Below are 16,815 nucleotides of genomic sequence, written 5' to 3' on the forward strand. Positions count from 1 at the left end.
CGGCAGCAATTTTCTTCCCGATCCGGTTTCGGCCAATGTAACGTTCACCAATCCGCATTTCAACTACACCCACCAGGAGGAGCAGTACGTTTCTAACAAAAATGCCACCATGCTCCTGGACTTTGGGGCAGTGGAGCCGCCACGGGACTCTGGCACAATTCACCCGCTCGTAGGCGTCTACAAGATGGACTACGGCAAAGGCCATATAATCAACCTGGGGATTTATGCGCACTCGCTTGTAAACAACACGCAGTTCCTCGACTATTACGACAAGACCATCCTCCCTATGGCATATCATGATGCGGAGCAGCAAAAGTAGCCAGGATAATTTCTGGCCGGCGCCCCGGTATTACGCGGCTCTCCCGAGATGCCCGCTGCTTTTTCTGTTCTTATGTCATGTACTGTAATGGTGTTATCAAAACCGGAACATCGCCGCTTATCTGCGATACTGACCCAGCTGCGATGTGAATTTTCCAAAACTCAATAGATCCATCGTACTTGCCGTTGCAGCTGGGGCATCGCTACTGCTTCTCGCAAACACCGGGCTGGCGATCATGTCGGCGCAGAATGCTCACGCGCTATCGTACAAAGGTGTCAAGCGGGAGTTCTATCTGTTCAACATGGATAACACTAGGATAAACGAGACCAAGGTTGGCATGCCGGCTGACATGTACAGCATATCTACCATGACCGTCACAAAGGGCGACAATGTAACAATCCACTTTTACAACGTCGAGGCAAATGCCTCAGACCAGCACAGCTTCACTATTCTTGACAAGCCGTACGTGAAAAACGTAATTCTGGCAGGCGGGCAGAACAGGACAATAAACTTTATTGCAAACGAGACTGGGGTCTTTGGCTATATCTGCTCATTCCACCAGCCCGTCATGAGAGGGCAGCTGGTAGTCCTTGCTCCAACTGCCGACCAGTTCAATGCCCAAAAGAGCGCTGCTCCCTAGCGGGACGGCCCTTATCGCCGCGAATAAGTACAATCCTGGTGACACGATTGAATCAATACTCGGGACCTCTGTCTGGGCCGGTATGACTTGCTCCGGAAAGGAATCTACACAAGCGGGTACTCCCTAAACCTCTCGTGCCCGGCGCCTTCTCTGTGCGCGTGGACTTCATGCGCAAAAATGAAGGTCGCATTGCAGTCCATGCAAGAGTAGACCCGGTCTATGATGTCCCTTACCAATTCGGAAGGATTGTGTGAGTTTGATTTGCCTTCAAGTTCTCGAATCCTCGCTAGAGCAGGCGTTGCCCTGCTCCAAAGCGTGTCGAAAATTAGCTGCTTGAACGCCACAATCGTTTCGGAATTGCTTTGTATGGACTGGATCGTTTCTTTCGGATTTGTTGAGAGTGGCCGCGGGGCCAGCGCGATAAATTCAACGTCAGACACCCCAAAAACGCTCAGGACGCCTGCAAGATGTCGCATCTCGTCAAGCCGGGCCATGTCTTGCTTGCATTCTTCAAGGTTCTCGGGGGTAACTTCGGTAATGCTTCTGACCCTGACGCCGCGCGTGCGCGCACTGCAGATTTCCTTCCACAGCCATGTATTCTTGGACGTCATCTCAATATGATTCCCGTCGATTACGAGGCTTACCGAACTTATCGGGTTCTTGAAAAAATCCTCAACGGCCTTTCGATTATTTTCAAGCCCGACAATCAGGTATGCGACGGGAATTCTGGTCATGTTCTCGCCTGGTGGTAAGGCAGACGCCATTGAGTCGCAGCTGAAGGTATGATTGATAAGAAGTTCGATGAAGTCTTTCTCTTGAGCCAGTGGCTCTTATGGCGATAGGCTCTAGAGTGTTCGGTGGTTCAAGCACCAATCCTTGACTTAGGCAGGAAAGAAAAAAGGGGAGAGCAGTCAGGGACCGCTCATTACTTTATCAGGCTTAGTCCGTTCGGGCCGGTGAGTACGGTAGCAATACCTGAGAGCGGGGCAGTGGGGAACGTGCTTCCGGTTACAGAGCTGCTCACGCTAATTGTAAGCACCTTGCCGTTCAAGAGGTGAACTGTTACCGGGACATCTGTGAATTGCTGCGCCCCGTTTGTGGACACGTTGACATGGGTGCTAAAGCTGGTTGTATTGCCCGTGAGGACAACTGAAGGAGTGCTTGACTGGGCTGTCGAGGTTGTAGAATTCGCTGCGGTTGAAGTCGAGGGCGTCACCGTGGTCGATCTCGAAGCGGTCAGAGAACCTGCAGAGCTGTTCACGGTAGCAGAGCGGTTGGCAGTAAGCGACGCGCCTGTTGCCGTGCTAGTTGAATTAGCCGTTCCTGTTGAAGCGGTACCCGTGGTATTGCTGGCTGACGTGGTGCTGGTCATTGTAGTCAGAGTGTGGTTTGCAACGACCATGCCTGTGAGTGAAGAGTATTGTGCGTAATAGACAGTAAAGTTCTGCACTTGGCCGTTTGAAACGTCAATCTGCCATTGTCCTGCGATAACAGAATCTGCTACCCCGGTTGGGACGCTAGTGGCATTTGCCGGAATCGCAAAGCCGTTAACAGTGCCCCTGACATGGAAGGTATTTTCAGTGGCGGCGGAGGCGGTGGTCGTGGTTCCGGTAGCGTTTGAAGCTGTCGACGTTGTATTGGCAGACGTGCTGTTCATTCCGCCTGTCGTGTTAGAGGTTGTTGCGGCTGTTGTCTGGGCAGATGCCTGGTGCAGAGCTGCGAGGCTTGGCGATACCGCCAATACGAGTACTGCTGCAGTAAGCATTGCTGCAAATGTTGCGTACTTTGTGTTCATTGCAAAATCGCAAGTCTCAAACGCCTTTAACAGGTTCGCAAGCATACTCGGAAGATAATGCTGATAGTCAAAACCTGCCAGATATTCCCCCAATGCTGTCCGGTAAACTTTTCATCCTGACGAACAGAATTGGCAAATGCACGGCCCGGTGCTACTTGAGCCGGAGATATTGCAAATGAAAAAGCCGGATTCGTCCCTCAGAATTGACTCAATTCAGTATATCCAGGCGAATATTGAACGGGAAGCGCTGCCGCTTAGAGTCTTCAGGGCTAAGATAATCCGATTATAATCAACCCCCAGAATCTGGGCCGACGAGCTTCCTCATCGCATATTAGGTCGGATTAAACTTGATATGCATGACAGAATCGTCGCCGGTATTCGACTGGGATGCCATCTTTCAGAAAGCCGTCAGGGCCAGGGAAGGAGAAGACGTCGGAGTAGTTGTGGGCGTGTCAAACGATAATATTTTTGTCCAGAAAGCCCCCATGAAGGAGATTATATTGTCCAAGAAAAGTGTCGGCAGCTTTGACGGCGACGAGGTCGTCTTGAACATAACAGGCGAAGAGGCCAGAAAGCACGAGATAAGAATCTAGCAGAAAGCAATAGCCTAAGCAGGGACGATCGTCCCGAGCACCCAACAACGGTAGCGGCCTTTCCCACAGCGCCGCCCTTTGTTTTTTGGATAAGGCCTTGATTGCTTTGCAAGGCACGGGCCGGTTAGGGTTCCCAAACTATCAAGCTGGAATTGCTTTGCTGAGGTTTATGATCGGGCTTGCTGTTAGCATCGGGTATTATCAATCCGGAAATATCCGAGACATAGACGCTCGACCAATCTTGCGAAGAAATACGGATTTTTAATTCCCACTAAGGGAGGGTTCGATCTCCCCTAGCTGAACAAGACATCTGCAGGATCGGAATCGCTGCTTGACCGTTGTTAGTAAATGCAGAAATAAACCACTTGCTTAACGATAGTAAGTCTATTGGTTATGTGATGTTGTCTATTCAAAAGGTCCGCGACCAAAATGTGTTTAGATATGAGTTCGAAGGATGCTAGCCTAAACCGTCGCAGATGGATCCGGCATATCAGATGCTGCATTGGAATGGCATCTACTTACCACTTGATTTCCAGTCAGTGCACCATAGTTTGTAAAGGTGCCGCTGCAAGAATCAATGATACTGCCTGAATTGTTAACAGTAGATGCAACATGATTAACCAGAGCGGCTGAGTTCTTGATAACTCCGGGATTGTCAAGAGTACCGTAATTATCTACGGTGCCTCCAGGTTTATTGATAATTTGCCCCGAGTTAACAAAAGCGTAAGTCGCGTCAATGGAATTATAGTTAATGATGGTACCGGCGTTAAACAGGCCGCCATAATCTGAGGCAAAGCTGTTAATCGAACCGCGATTGATAATTACCCCGCTTGGCGTGTTAGTGAGGTTGCCTCCGTCTGTATCTACACGGCCGTTCTTGTCTGTATAAATTGTCCCAGAGTTGACAACTGTTCCTTGGATGAGAATGTTTACGGCGTGGATTCTTATCGCGCCATAGTTACTTGAATGGCCATAGAAAAAGATGCTACCATTCATGTCTCGAAGGGTGCTTCCAGGGTTATTTGTCATGCCATTGTAGAAGCTGATGCCACCGTAAGGGCTGCTGTTGATAACGGTTCCGTTGTTGATAAAGTTCCCCCAGACCGAGCTGTTGTATTTTCCAATTACATTTAGCGTTACTCCTTTTGCAACGGTCAGAGAGTCACCGCCGTTGACCGTCAGTGTGTTGACGGTGCAAACAGAATGGGTACTGCTCCAGTTACCCCCTAGCGCAGCGCAGGATGAACTACCGGCTAGTACGTTAGACGCGGCCCTTGCATTCCCTGCCGACAACATCAGAATAGTTACAAAGACAGCTGCTGATGCAAGCCCGAATGCTGTGAGGATATTTCGCGGGACCATTTCTTTTTCGCGGATTTGGCTAAGGGAACAATCTTAGTATTAAACAAATCGAAATGAATATTCAGAAAAGTCTACTAGAAGAACCTCGCCGTTTTACATATGCTGGCAAGTAATTGATCTCCGGATATCAGATTACGACTCTCCCAAGTTTCCGGCAAACTGTGATTGGCAAGAATCAGGGTGTGCTGTGAAACTCCGGCGCAAGAAGGGTCTGAAGGCATTTCGACTGGCTTTTGGTCGATGTTATAAGCGTCGCGCTAGCTGGTTCTGATAAACTGACGGCGGATGGCTTTCACCTCAATGGTTGTGATCCGCGGCAGATTTGACAGTACCCAATTTAGCACGTCTGGTCGATCGATGTTCCACATTGATTGCAAAACTTTGCAGCTGCAGGATTGGAATGGCTGCAAGAACTACAGCTGAGTTTCACTTTTGCACCGCAATTAATGCAGTATGTTGCATTCAACGGGTTCGTGGCTGAGCATTTCGAGCATGTTATGCTGTTGTGAACGGCGCTGGCTGTATTCCTTGCTGAGTCTTCGGAAGAATTCTTCCCGGCTTTGTTAAGGGCGAATCCGCAGTACGGACATTGATGGAAGCCAAATTTAGTATCTGATGTAGACACGTCTTTGCCGCAGGACGGACACACTAGCCCACGTAGTACAGCTGTGGTCGATATGCTTTGAATATCTGCCGCTTGCGCTTGCGTCTCTTGATTGCTCTGATTTGAATTGCCGTAAGACTTGTTGCCACCGAGAATGCTCTTTATTCTATTGAAAGCTACTGTAGCCTCATTTGCTGGAACGAGGTAGAGGGATTTTTGTGGACTGCCGTCCGAATCATAGTCAATCCGGTTGATGGCAGAGCTATTGCCCGGGTCGCAAAGGCGAAACACGTTAGCATGACGTACATTGCTGTTATGTGGCGGCAAAATTATGAAAAAGAACGTAGCCCCAATCATAATAGCTATAATGACAGCAGTCACACCAAATACTGTCTTCCACGCCAACTCTCGCCGGGTACCCCTCGAAAGGCATTGATTCGGCGGTAAGATAAACACTATCACAATACAGCATCGCGATACGTACTATTCAGACAGTCGACAACAACTTGCTTGGGGTTCTGCGGTGCAATTGATTATTGCCTGATCACTTATCCGGCGCTCCTATAACAAATAAATCGCGGAGGCCTAGCGATTGTTTCGATTGGCTGTGGGAGTCAATTTGTATTGCCCCGGATTCTACGCCGCCACCTTCAACGTAACAAAACGTCTGTTGCAAATAAAGACCTAAAAGGTGCTGATATGCTGCCAATATTAGTGCCGCAAGATAGGGAGCTGCAACTAATAGTCTTGGTTGCAATACTCGCAGGCATTGACCTTATGGCGGCATTTGCATTCCTATACGACTATGGAGGATTGCCGCCACGTTCGAATGGAGGGTGTTTTTCAGCACTAGAGTTGTATGCCAAGTCCAAGCTTCGTGTAAGTCTTCCAGATTACGTTCCTGATGGTTATGATATTGCTTGTGCACGCAATGATGCTGGTTGTAGTCCGCAAGGCGGCTGCATAGAGGGATATGTAGTGGTTTACTCGAAAAATGGGGCGCCGCTGGAAAACAATAACAACCTGCTTGTCCTGACAGTCATAGACCACACCCGTATCTTCCAATACAATCCAAGTTACTATGCAAATATGAGCACGCAGGCTCAAAGGTACCGTTTCTCATCAATTACCCTGCCCATTCTGGATAGTTACCGGCAGATAGTCGGCCAGAAGACGATAACTCCTCAGCTTGTTACGCTAAACAATCAACCATTAGAGATAATCGAGGGTTACAGAAGCTATCCCTCCAGCGCAGGCTTTTGGAACGGGAACTTGACATACTCGGTCGAAAGCAACCAAGTGCCCTTAAGCGAGCTTGAGAAAATGGCGGTCTCTATCCACCAAGGGAGCTACGCACCAGGGGATTCGTTGGGCTTTGACAGCCAACCGCCAAGATTAACTGTTTCAAACTTTGTTGTAGCCAATCATGTCTATCGAGCGCCGGCCTTTACTACCTATCTAAATGGAAATCAAACCCTAGTCAATGATTCAATGATTGATGTAGTTCCGGGCCAGCAGCAGAAGGTAACAGATCTTGTCCAGCCGGCCTCCTCTCTTGCTGATTACGATATCTCGTACTCTGGAGATTGCGATTCGAGCGGAATAATTAGCCCGGACAAAGTAACTGCCGGTGCGGAGCTCAGGTGCCAGATTACAAATACGCTGACTCACTGGCCGCCGGGGTCGTTTCCAAAACCCGGCACCAAGATAGCAGCATACAAAAGTTACATGCAGGGGATATGGCTCATGAATTTGGATGGGAGCGACCAGACATTGGTTGCTGACGGGTATTCTCCCAGCTGGTCGCCAAACGGCACAAAGGTGGTTTACGAATGCGGTACTGAAATTTGCACTATAAACTCTGATGGAAGCGACCGCAAGATCCTACGCGATGGCATGGATCCTCGATGGGCGCCGGATGGCAGCAGGATCGCATATAGCACTTTGGCCGAAGGCCACTACCGCATATACATAATGAATACAGATGGGAGCAATCCAACGATGGTAACCAAGCAATCCAATGACTTTACACATCCCACTTGGTCGCCCGATGGCAAAAAACTAGCCTTTCAAGGGGCTAACGAACGTTCAAACCAGATCGGGCTTTCAGATCAGATTTACACGATCGATGCAAACGGTACAGGCTTTGCCGAGTTGACAAAGGAGAATTTTTTTGGCAACCAATCATTAGACGACAATCGGCTTCCTAGCTGGTCTCCAGATGGCCAGAAGATCATGTACATTAGCGATAGAGACCCGAATGGCGATCAGATCTTTCTCATAAATCCAGACGGCAGCAACGAGACTCTATTGACAGGCGATCCGAATGGCCAAGAGATGCCTACTTGGCTCTCAGATGGCAAGAGGATCGGTTATGCATCTCGCATAGGACTAGCCACTGTGAATGTAAACGGCAGCGACAGAGTTCTAATCAGCAATACGACTGGTTACTATGATGCGGCTTGGCAACCATGAGGGAATTCCAGTTTATTTTCCAAGCATGAACGTCACATAGACTCCCGCTCGAGATGCCCCTGCTTCTAGGTTAATTTGCGACAAGGTATGGTCTGGCATAAAAAACCAGCTTGACTTGCTATTGGTGTCAACGTCGTCTACAAATACTGCAAGGTCGTATTTCTTGCTCCCGCAGTTTGCACATGGCTCTCCAAAGATCGCCTTCATGGTCTGATTGGAAAAGTATAGGTTCAATGTGGTGTCGTTGTACGTCAGAAAGTTTGCCTCAAATGAGCGGGTGTCGTAATTTGCAGTCATGTTTATCATTTTGCCATAGTTATTTTGGAATGTATAGCCTACCATGTAGTTATGCGAGCCCACAGTCAGATTATAGTGATCCATCCGAATTGCAGAAAATATGCCCTCGCAGGATTTGGCAGCTTGTAATGCAAGCGATACTTTAGCACCGGTAATTGATGCGGATTCCATATGAGGATTAACTTCTCCAATTGAGCGTGTTTCTGTCATGTTTAGCACACCTGCGGTGTTTGTGCGCTCATTTACCGGGATGTACAAGTCCAAGGTCATTCCTGAAAGCGGCGAGAGTTGAGGCACATACTGGTACCTCAAATCTACGATGGCGACAGGGTCGATTATCGAAGCACCACTATAATGGATCGACGCATCTGGACATGCTGAGAGGAAAAGTTTCCCTTCAGGGAGCGCTTTGGCATAAGCGATGGTCTGAGGAGAAATTGATGACTGGATTATTGCGAAAAGCCCTAGTGAGAGTGCAGCCACCATGCTTATTCCAATGACAACATATGCGGTCTTGCCTATGGGCAAAATCAGGAACTATATCCTGAGTGACAAAGATGAATATATTGGCAATGTGGTATCGCCTGTTTTGATACTAGCATCGCATAGTCTGTCATGGCAGACATGAAAAGTCAAAATAGCGTCGTATTGCTCAATCTGACATGGTCAGCAGGCGGGCCGGTATTGGCATACTCTTTGTTGGAGCAGTACTGCTCGCCTTTGGAGCATACAACTTGTCGCTGTCGGCACAGCGGTACTATTTGCGTAATGAATGCATCCATAGTCCTCTTCAGTCCGACCCAAGGTTCCTCGGCGGCTGGGCTATTTGCATAGAGTTCGATTGGGGTGACACAGTAATCATGACAGTCCCGTTTTTTGCAGCTGGCTTCATACTAGCGGATTTTGGATAGCCAAGTATGAGACTTCAGGTCCTGCGCATGCTGCCCAATATTAGAAATAGTTCCATCAGGAGCTAGTTGCCAGGGTAAAAGCTCAAGCGTCTGCAGGAACCAAGACTTCAGTGCCTTCACATAGGGCTTTTGGTACTCAACAGATTTTCCGGCCTTGTGCATGCCGATGATAATTGAAACTATTAACCTCTGGCCTTCCTTTGCTGACAGTTTTGCCAGTTTGTCAGGGTTGGTCTTGTAGATACGACAGACATACCCTATTCTTCTCAGTCTGTCTTCGACAAGGGACGGCGAACTGTTGAAAAGGTTGTCATACCATGTTTTGAGGTCAGAGTACTTGTCTAAAAGAGCATTGTAGTCGTATTTTTCGCCGGCCACATGGCCGAATTTGCGTCTCGGCACTCAAGGTTTTGAACCCAAATGGCAGTGGGCCCAAGGGGGTTTGAACCCCTGACCTACCGGTTATGAGCCGGTCGCTCTGCCAGGCTAAGCTATGGGCCCCTCTTTGCGATGTGCCGCAAGCCTAGAATGTATAAAGGTTTGGCGAATTTACGAGCAGCACATTTCTGCGCTCACGTGGTTTCGCATGACGGAATCAAGCAAACCGTTTTGCGCTTCCAGCGACCTGACCGCGGCTTCAAAGGCAGCAGAACGCCGGTCCGCCGGAAGACTGTCGAGCAGCTCCCTCCAGACCTGAGCATGGCGCACGTCGGCTTCTTCGTGGATTCTAAAGTAGTCCAGCGCATCGTCGCTGTCAAGGCCGTAGAACTTTTGCAAGCCCTCGATTTTCGAGCGGCTGATCTTTGGAAGTTCCGCTTCATAGGCGTACATCATTGCAACCGCCTGCTCGAATGAAAGGCCTGAAAGCTGTTCCATCGCGCGGACAGACTCAGATGTCTTGGCCGCTGGGGCAAAGCCCTCCAGTTCCGCGGAACTGATTCCAAGTGAGTCTGCAAACCGTATCCAAGGCAATAAGTGCTCATGCTCCTCCTGGCCGTTTGCCCGGATAGACACTTGCATATCCCTGCCCAGCGGATGGGACTCTGCAGAAGCTGAGATTGCGTCCACCATTCCGGGAACCGCCTTTACAAGCTGAAAGTATTCCTTTGCATAACCGCGCAAGTGTGCAAGCTCCAGTTGGCCCTTTGACCACATCTGATAGAAAGGATGCTTCAGAAGGCTCCTTTTTTCAATCTCGCTGTCAATTCTCTCAACCAAAGAAAAGTCTTCCATGGTAAAATATGGTTTTGCGCTCCTAGAAAAACCTTGTCACCCGGGCTTCTGGAAACGATTTTATTTGAATCTCCAGGCATCAACGCGGACTGCTCCGATGGTGTAGAAGCCGTTTTGGCTGCACAGTCCGGTCAAGCATTCCGCCCTTTCAAGGCGGAGATCTCGGGTTCAAATCCCGATCGGAGCACTTTTCCAATTCTGGCAGGCCTTGCAAGCGTTTTTGCTCGTAATGGATTGCACTGCATATTTTATTCGGCGCGCCCGGCGAAGACAAATGGCCGAGCGATCATGAGCGGCCTGCCCCTGCCTCACTTTATTGTGTGCCGAACTTTCAATTGAGCCTGATCACTAAATTAATATTGCAACCGGCTAACCCTAAAGAAGGGACAGCTCCTTTTTGAATAGGAAAAATGCAGGGCCAAATCCTCTCACTGACAAGTTTGCCACTTATGTCGCCAAGATTGACGACGCGCTGAGGCAGGAGCTTGACAGCTATTCCTGGTCCGAGTTTCATGCGCCGCTTCGCTACGCAAGCGACGGAGGCAAGAGGATACGCCCGCTCATACTTGTGCTGTCGGCAGAGTTTGTTGGAAACAGGGAGCCTGAATCCGACTCGTACCTTGCGGCCTCTGCAATCGAGCTTTTGCACACGGAATCGATAATCCACGACGACATCATTGACGAGGAGAACCTGCGCCGTGGCAAGCCCTCTTTTCACGTAAAGTACGGGTACAACAGCAGCATCCTTACTGCCGACTTTGTGCTCGGAGTGATACTCAACATCGGGTCAAAGCTTCGAGACCCGCGGATAATGAACGAGCTGGCAGTCGCGGCGACTCGCATGAGCGAGGGCGAGATGATGGAAATCCGGCTCAACAAGTCTACCGACATTACCGAGGAGGATTACATCAAGGTCGTCGAATACAAGACCGCGTCGCTGTTTGAGGCCTCGGCCATGATAGGCGCGCTGCTTGGCAAGGGCGACTCTTCGCAGGTAAGCGCAATGACCTCGTTTGGGAGGCTGCTTGGCATTGCCTACCAAATCCACGACGACCTGATTGACTGGAACAACGAGAACAGGCTGTTTAACATGCTTGTACGCAAGCATGACGGCAGTTCAAAGGAGTTCGTCGGCTCGATGGACAGGCTGTACAAGGGCTATGCGGAAAAGGCCAAGAACGAGCTTGCCAAGATATCTCACGGCTCCAGGAGTGCAAGCGGCATGCATCTGGAGCACCTCACGGACCTTGCCTCAGTCCAGTTCTAGGCAGGATAAGCGCGCCTAGTGTGGCGCGGCTACAGTCACGCTTGCAAGGCTTGGCACGGACCTGGAAGCCAGGTCGAGCAGCGGCGCGTGCCATATTCCAAAGCCCACAATGAACACTATTGCAAAGACAAGCACAGCCACCATCGCGCGGGGCTCCTTGACAGGTGTCATGTCCGGGCTCTCGTCCATGTACATCTTTTTCATGATCCAGGCATAGTAGGCAAGCGAAAGCGCGCTGTTGAGCAGTCCGGCAATTGCCAGCCACGGGCCCCACGGCACCTGGGCGCCGCTGTTGATGGCGGCTCCGAACAGCACCAGCTTGCTCCAGAACCCGTTGAGCGGAGGAACGCCTGCAAGCGCGAGTAGCGATATAGAGAACGCAATCGCGGTAATTGGCATCCTTCTCCCGAGGCCGCGGTATTTTTCAAGGCTGTAGCTGGCAAGCGCGGTTGCAACCGCGGCGGCCGCGATAAATGCTGCCGATTTCATGACGGCGTGGTTTAGTATGTGAAACAGCGAGCCGCTGAGCGCCTGGTCGGAATAGGGCGCCAGCGCGACTCCTATCATGATGTACCCTGCCTGCGCGATGCTAGAGTATGCAAGAATCCTCGGCACGCTTCTCTGCACCAGCGCCCCCAGGTTGCCAAGCGTCATTGTAAATACAGCCAGTATGCCAAGCGTCAGCGTCCAGTCGGCATTGAGCGCAAACATGCCGAGGACTACGACGCGGATGGCGGCAGCAAATCCGGCCTTCTTGGTGCCTGCTGCAAGTATTGACCCGATGGTCGTAGGCGCGCCCTCGTAGGTGTCAGGCAGCCACATGTGGAACGGAACGATCCCCATCTTGAAGCCAAAGCCGGCTACAAACAGCGCGATAGAGAGAAGCCCTATTGGCACGAGGCTCTTGTCAAGGTGGGTGAGTGCGTTTATCGAGTCTCCGATGTTAGTAGTGCCTGTGATGCCGTAGACAAGCCCAATCGCAAGGATTATCAGCGCGGACGAAAGGGCGCCAAACATAAAGTACTTGATTGCCGCCTCGTTTGAGATAGGGTCGCGCTTTGAAAACGCGGCAAGCGCATAGGTTGGTATGGACATCAGTTCCCATGCGACCAGGAGCATGACAAAGTCTGTGGAATACGCAATAAGCAGCATGCCTATCGTTGAAAGCAGTATGAGCGAATAGTACGCCGCGGGGTTCGACCTGCCCTTCCAGTAGTTCCATGAAGAAGCTGTCGACATCAAGGAGACCAGAAGCATCGCCAGCGCAAAGAACGAGCCGAACATGTCGTCTGATATTACGCCCTTGGAGAACGTTGCCGCCGGAAGGACCTCGCCGGAGAAGATCCGGAAGATTACAAAGCCGAATGCAAAGACAAGGGCGCCAAATGCAATCGCGCTGTACAGCTTGTTCCTGTTGGCTCCGCGCTCCCGCCTTATCGCGTCTATTGCGGGGATTGCCAGCCCGACGGCTCCAAGGACGCCTGTCAGGATTATCGGGGTTGATGTTATCTCTAGTGCCATTTTCTCACTTTATCAATAGCAGCATCACGACTATCATGATGCCGACTCCAAACACAAACAGGTATGTCTGCGTGATTCCAGTCTGCCCTGCCTTGACGACGCGGGACATATACACCATGGAGGACTGGAAAGCAGGATTGATTCCCTCTATTATCGTTGACTCAAAGTATCTCCAGAAGTACCTCGAAATTACCATTGGGATTATTACGCCGCCCCAGTAGAGCGCGGAGTTCAGGTACCATCGGTTGTACAGGAAGCGCCAGATCGCGCGGGTGACGATGTTGTACGAGACAATCCGCGGGTCGGCTTTTCTTGCAATGTAAAATACGTAGCCAAGCCCTGCTCCGATGCCAAAGGCGCCAAGCGACGCCGCGGCAGCAACCGGGTTGAGCCCAAAGAAAGTCTTGTCTCCCTGCGGCATGATGCTCATGTTCTCCGGCCTTGTGTCGTGGATTCCAAAGTAGGTGGCAAGGTAGGAGGCGAAAAGCGCGTGGAGCTGTGCTTCAAAGAGAAAGCCGACCACGCCTATTGCTATGGTCAGCACTGCAAGGATTCCAAATGGCACCCACATGAGCGGACTGACCTCGTGAAGGTGGTGGCCCTTGTGTTCCATCTCCTCGATGTGCTTGCTTTCCTTGCCAAAGAACGACATGCCTATCATTCTGAAAGTGTAAAAGGCAGTCATTACTGCGACGATTACCGCTATGGCAAACAGTGGTGTCGAATACGTGTACCCGGATTCAAGAAGGGCGCCAAATACCGCGTCCTTGCTCCAGAAGCCGATGGTCACAAGCGGCGCGGCTGCAAGCGAAAGGCTGGCAAGAAGCATAAAGATGTAGGTCTTTTTCATGTGCTTTTTCATGCCTCCCATGTCGGTCATGAACCGGGAGCCCACGACGTGCAGGAGTGCTCCGGCTCCCATGAAAAGCGAGGCCTTGAACATTGCGTGGCTTACCAGCTGGAAAAAGCCCGCGGTGTAGCCGTCCACAAAGTTGGAGGAGAGGCCCGCGACGCCAAGGGCCATCATCATGTAGCCTATCTGCGAGCCGGTCGAGTAAGCTAGTACCTTCTTTATTTCGGGGTTGACAAGGGCCTGCGTCGCCAGCAGGAACGCGGTAATAGCGCCTACCCATGCTACTACCTCAAAGAACTGGGCAGTGTGGAGGACAGAGAGCGCGAAGAACAGTGGCGCGATTCTTGCCACGAGAAACACGCCGGCCTTTACCATGGTTGCGGCATGAATGAGCGCGGAAACGGAGGTTGGGCCCGTCATGGCTTCCAGCAGCCACTCGTTTAGCGGGAACTGGGCGGACTTGCCGATGGCGCCTCCAAATAGCAGAACCGCTGCCGGGACAAGCACGTTCTGGCTTGCCATGACCTGGGCCCAGGTCTGGTCAGCCAAGAGCTCCTTGAAGCCAAACGTGCCGGCATACGAGAATATCAGAAACATCCCTGCAAGCATCATTACGTCTCCAGCGCGGGTCTGGAGGAAGGCCTTCATGCCCGCGTGGGTCGGTGATGTCCACATGGGAATTCCGCCGGCCATGTGGCCCTCGGTTCCGACAAAGTCTTTCTTTCTGTCGTGGTACCAAAAGCCCACAAGAGCGTACGACGCAAGTCCCACGCCCTCCCAGCCAAAGAACACCATCAGCAGGTTGTCCGAGACTACGATTAGCTGCATCGAGCCGATGAAAAAGAGCATGAAAAACCAGTACCTGGTAAGGTCCCTGTCCCCGTGCATGTACCCCATAGAGTACACCATGATAAGGAACGAGATCCAGGCTACGAGGTTTGACATGACGATTGAAAGCGGATCGGCAAGGATTCCTGCCTTGAGTCCGAGCGAGGGAATCCAAGGGATCTGGCTGTGGATTTCTCCGCCTGCGAGCGCGGTGGGTATCAGAGTTGCTGCAAGTATGGCGCTGGCAAGCGCAAAGCCTACGGCAGTATAGTCTCGCGCCTTCTTGCCAAACCTGGCGACTGCTGCGATTATCGCGGCGCCGACAAAGGGCAGCATCCAGACGAACCAGACGTTTATGGCAATTCCTTCAAAGCCCAGTGTGGCCATCAGCCCGAACCTCCTGAAATATTAGGACCGCCCGGGTTTGTCCCGCCGCCCATAACTGCAGCAGCGTGCCCGGGAGTCGGGACAGGCAGCACTGTCGACTGCGAGCCGAACATGCCCCCCACATAGTGCAGGATTGGCGCCAGCAGCGTGTCTGGCAAGACGCCGATAACAAGAGAAATTGCGGCAAACGCGGCCATTGTCACGGTAACGTATCTGTTAGAGTCCTTGACGTGGGCAAGCTCCTCGGGGATTTTGCCAAAGAAAATCCGCTTGTACATCCAGAGAAGATATGCAGTGGATAGCACGGTTGCGAGGATGCCGAGCGCAAATATTGTCGTGCGCACCGAGTCGTGGTTGTGCGCGGCAGTCTGCAGTACGCCGTTGAACATCACCCATTCGGACATGAAGCCGCTGGTGGGCGGTATCCCGATAAGAGTCAGGCCCGCAATCATGGCAAAGACTGCGGTATACGGCATCTTGCCAGCAAGCCCGCCAAGGTTTGAAAGCCTGACGGTCCCAGTCTGGAGTATGACAGAACCGGCCATCATGAAAAGCGCCGCCTTTGCTAGTCCGTGGGTGACAAATAGCAGAGTCGCGCCCGAGATTCCAAGCACGCTGCCGGACCCAAGGCCGAACAGGATATAGCCCATCTGGCTGATACTGGAATAGGCGAGGACTTTCTTGATGTCGTCCTGCATAAGCGCCATCGCGCCTCCGTAGATCATTGTGGCGAGCCCCCAGAGGTTGATGTAAATGCTGTACTGGTCGTAGCTCGAACCGAGGAGCTCCATCCAGATCCGGAGAAGGCCGTACGCTCCGATTCCGGTCATTGCGGACGACAGGAGAGCGGATACAGGCGTTGGCGCCTGGGCGTACGTATGCGGGAGCCAGATGTGGAACAGGAACGCGGCCAGTTTCACTCCAAAGCCCACAATCAGCGCGACTACGATAAGCGACAGCCACTGCGCGGGGATCTTCGCCGCGTTTTCCTTTACGGTGGCGTAGTCAAAGCCTCCAGCGAAAAAGCCCATTGCAAGAAGCCCCAGCAACAGCACCGCTGCGCCGACATGCGTCCAGAATAGAAACATCAGTGCGACACGGCTTCGGGAGCCGTAGCCGAACAGCGCGACTAGAAAGAATGACGGGACGAGCATGAGTTCGAAAAACACATAGAATTCAATGAGGTTGGTGGCAAGCACAGTTCCTAGCATGCCCATCGAAAACGTGAGGTAGAGGGCATAGTAGAGGCCCATCTGCTTTGAGACGTATTTCTGCGTGGTGACGACTGCAAGCTGGGAAGCAGAACCGCCGCCCGATAACTCGGACTGTTCCGAAGGCGCATCAGGGCGCGAAGAAAAGCCGCCGCCTGGATTTCCGCGGAAATCACTTCCCTTTGGCATCTCGTCTGTCAGCTTGCGGACCATGTATGGCTTTGAGAAAAGCGAGATTATTGTCGCGGCCACGTAAATGAGAAATGCAAAGGGAATGCTGATGCCGTCAAGCCGGAGGCCAAAGTCGCCGAACTGGCCCCACTTGTAGGTTTCAGAGTATACGCCGTCTCCCAGACCTATCGTAGGAATGAGCAGCAGGGCAGTCGAGACGGCGAGGATCCCGAAGGAAAACCACGTGACGGCGTTGACGCTGGACCTGCGGCCAAGGGCAAAGGCGACCGGCGAGCCGAAAAGCGGAAGGAACGTCGCAGCCATCAAAAGGAATGATGCGGCCATCAA

14 protein-coding genes and 2 tRNA genes are annotated in these 16,815 nt (G+C 51.6%); 6 read left to right on the forward strand and 10 right to left on the reverse strand.

Features of this window, described 5'->3' with window-relative positions; translation table 11 throughout:
* Both ABI361_11510 and ABI361_11515 read left to right on the forward strand, forming a co-directional pair.
* A partial coding sequence (locus ABI361_11510) for a hypothetical protein (protein MEO9321289.1) occupies positions 1–319 on the forward strand: 319 nt, incomplete at its 5' end.
* 145 nt (positions 320–464) lie between these two features.
* On the forward strand, positions 465–959 hold the full coding sequence (locus ABI361_11515; protein ID MEO9321290.1) for a cupredoxin domain-containing protein: 495 nt from the start codon (positions 465–467) through the stop codon (positions 957–959).
* A 104-nt stretch (positions 960–1,063) separates the two neighbouring features.
* Here the strand turns inward: ABI361_11515 and ABI361_11520 are convergent, their stop codons facing one another.
* Both ABI361_11520 and ABI361_11525 read right to left on the reverse strand, forming a co-directional pair.
* Positions 1,064–1,693 carry a hypothetical protein gene (locus ABI361_11520; GenBank protein ID MEO9321291.1) on the reverse strand — a complete coding sequence of 210 codons (630 nt, stop codon included), beginning with the start codon at positions 1,691–1,693 and terminating at the stop codon, positions 1,064–1,066.
* 191 nt (positions 1,694–1,884) lie between these two features.
* The gene (locus ABI361_11525) at positions 1,885–2,754 is read right to left on the reverse strand and encodes a hypothetical protein (GenBank protein ID MEO9321292.1); all 870 of its coding nucleotides are present in this window, start codon (positions 2,752–2,754) and stop codon (positions 1,885–1,887) included.
* A gap of 356 nt (positions 2,755–3,110) precedes the next feature.
* On the opposite strand from ABI361_11525, the gene ABI361_11530 reads away from it, so the two are divergent.
* Positions 3,111–3,347, forward strand: a complete 237-nt coding sequence (locus tag ABI361_11530) for a hypothetical protein (GenBank protein ID MEO9321293.1) — start codon at positions 3,111–3,113, stop codon at positions 3,345–3,347.
* Positions 3,348–3,809: 462 nt separating this feature from the next.
* Here ABI361_11530 and ABI361_11535 read toward each other — a convergent pair whose 3' ends face one another.
* A complete protein-coding gene (locus tag ABI361_11535) occupies positions 3,810–4,709 on the reverse strand; it encodes a hypothetical protein (protein MEO9321294.1) in 900 nt (299 codons plus the stop codon).
* Positions 4,710–6,027: 1,318 nt separating this feature from the next.
* Between ABI361_11535 and ABI361_11540 the strand changes: the two genes are divergently transcribed.
* Positions 6,028–7,788 carry a hypothetical protein gene (locus ABI361_11540; protein MEO9321295.1) on the forward strand — a complete coding sequence of 587 codons (1,761 nt, stop codon included), beginning with the start codon at positions 6,028–6,030 and terminating at the stop codon, positions 7,786–7,788.
* A 12-nt stretch (positions 7,789–7,800) separates the two neighbouring features.
* On the opposite strand, the gene ABI361_11545 is transcribed toward ABI361_11540, so the two are convergent.
* The 4 genes from ABI361_11545 to ABI361_11560 form a co-directional block, all read right to left on the reverse strand.
* A complete protein-coding gene (locus ABI361_11545; protein ID MEO9321296.1) occupies positions 7,801–8,613 on the reverse strand; it encodes a hypothetical protein in 813 nt (270 codons plus the stop codon).
* Positions 8,614–8,978: 365 nt separating this feature from the next.
* Complete coding sequence (locus ABI361_11550) at positions 8,979–9,374, reverse strand: hypothetical protein (protein MEO9321297.1); 396 nt, start codon at positions 9,372–9,374, stop codon at positions 8,979–8,981.
* A 49-nt stretch (positions 9,375–9,423) separates the two neighbouring features.
* Positions 9,424–9,497: transfer RNA gene (locus tag ABI361_11555), tRNA-Ile, on the reverse strand.
* 48 nt (positions 9,498–9,545) lie between these two features.
* Entirely contained in the window at positions 9,546–10,229 is a 684-nt protein-coding gene (locus tag ABI361_11560; protein ID MEO9321298.1) for an iron-containing redox enzyme family protein, read from the reverse strand.
* A 91-nt stretch (positions 10,230–10,320) separates the two neighbouring features.
* Here ABI361_11560 and ABI361_11565 point away from each other — a divergent pair.
* A tRNA-Glu gene (locus ABI361_11565) sits at positions 10,321–10,416 on the forward strand.
* A gap of 210 nt (positions 10,417–10,626) precedes the next feature.
* Positions 10,627–11,496, forward strand: coding sequence for a polyprenyl synthetase family protein (locus ABI361_11570; GenBank protein ID MEO9321299.1), 870 nt, complete (start codon positions 10,627–10,629; stop codon positions 11,494–11,496).
* A gap of 15 nt (positions 11,497–11,511) precedes the next feature.
* Here ABI361_11570 and ABI361_11575 read toward each other — a convergent pair whose 3' ends face one another.
* The 3 genes from ABI361_11575 to ABI361_11585 are packed head-to-tail and all read right to left on the reverse strand — an operon-like array spanning position 11,512 to position 16,812.
* Entirely contained in the window at positions 11,512–13,017 is a 1,506-nt protein-coding gene (locus tag ABI361_11575) for an NADH-quinone oxidoreductase subunit N (protein ID MEO9321300.1), read from the reverse strand.
* Between the two features lie 4 nt (positions 13,018–13,021).
* Positions 13,022–15,085: an NADH-quinone oxidoreductase subunit L gene (locus ABI361_11580; protein MEO9321301.1), complete on the reverse strand. Its 2,064-nt coding sequence runs from the start codon at positions 15,083–15,085 to the stop codon at positions 13,022–13,024.
* Positions 15,085–16,812, reverse strand: a complete 1,728-nt coding sequence (locus tag ABI361_11585; GenBank protein MEO9321302.1) for an NADH-quinone oxidoreductase subunit M — start codon at positions 16,810–16,812, stop codon at positions 15,085–15,087. Before ABI361_11585 ends, ABI361_11580 begins: the two co-directional genes overlap by 1 nt.
* Positions 16,813–16,815: the final 3 nt, after the last annotated feature.

It is taken from the genome of Nitrososphaera sp., assembly GCA_039938515.1.
In the GTDB taxonomy this organism is placed as follows: Archaea; Thermoproteota; Nitrososphaeria; order Nitrososphaerales; family Nitrososphaeraceae; genus Nitrososphaera.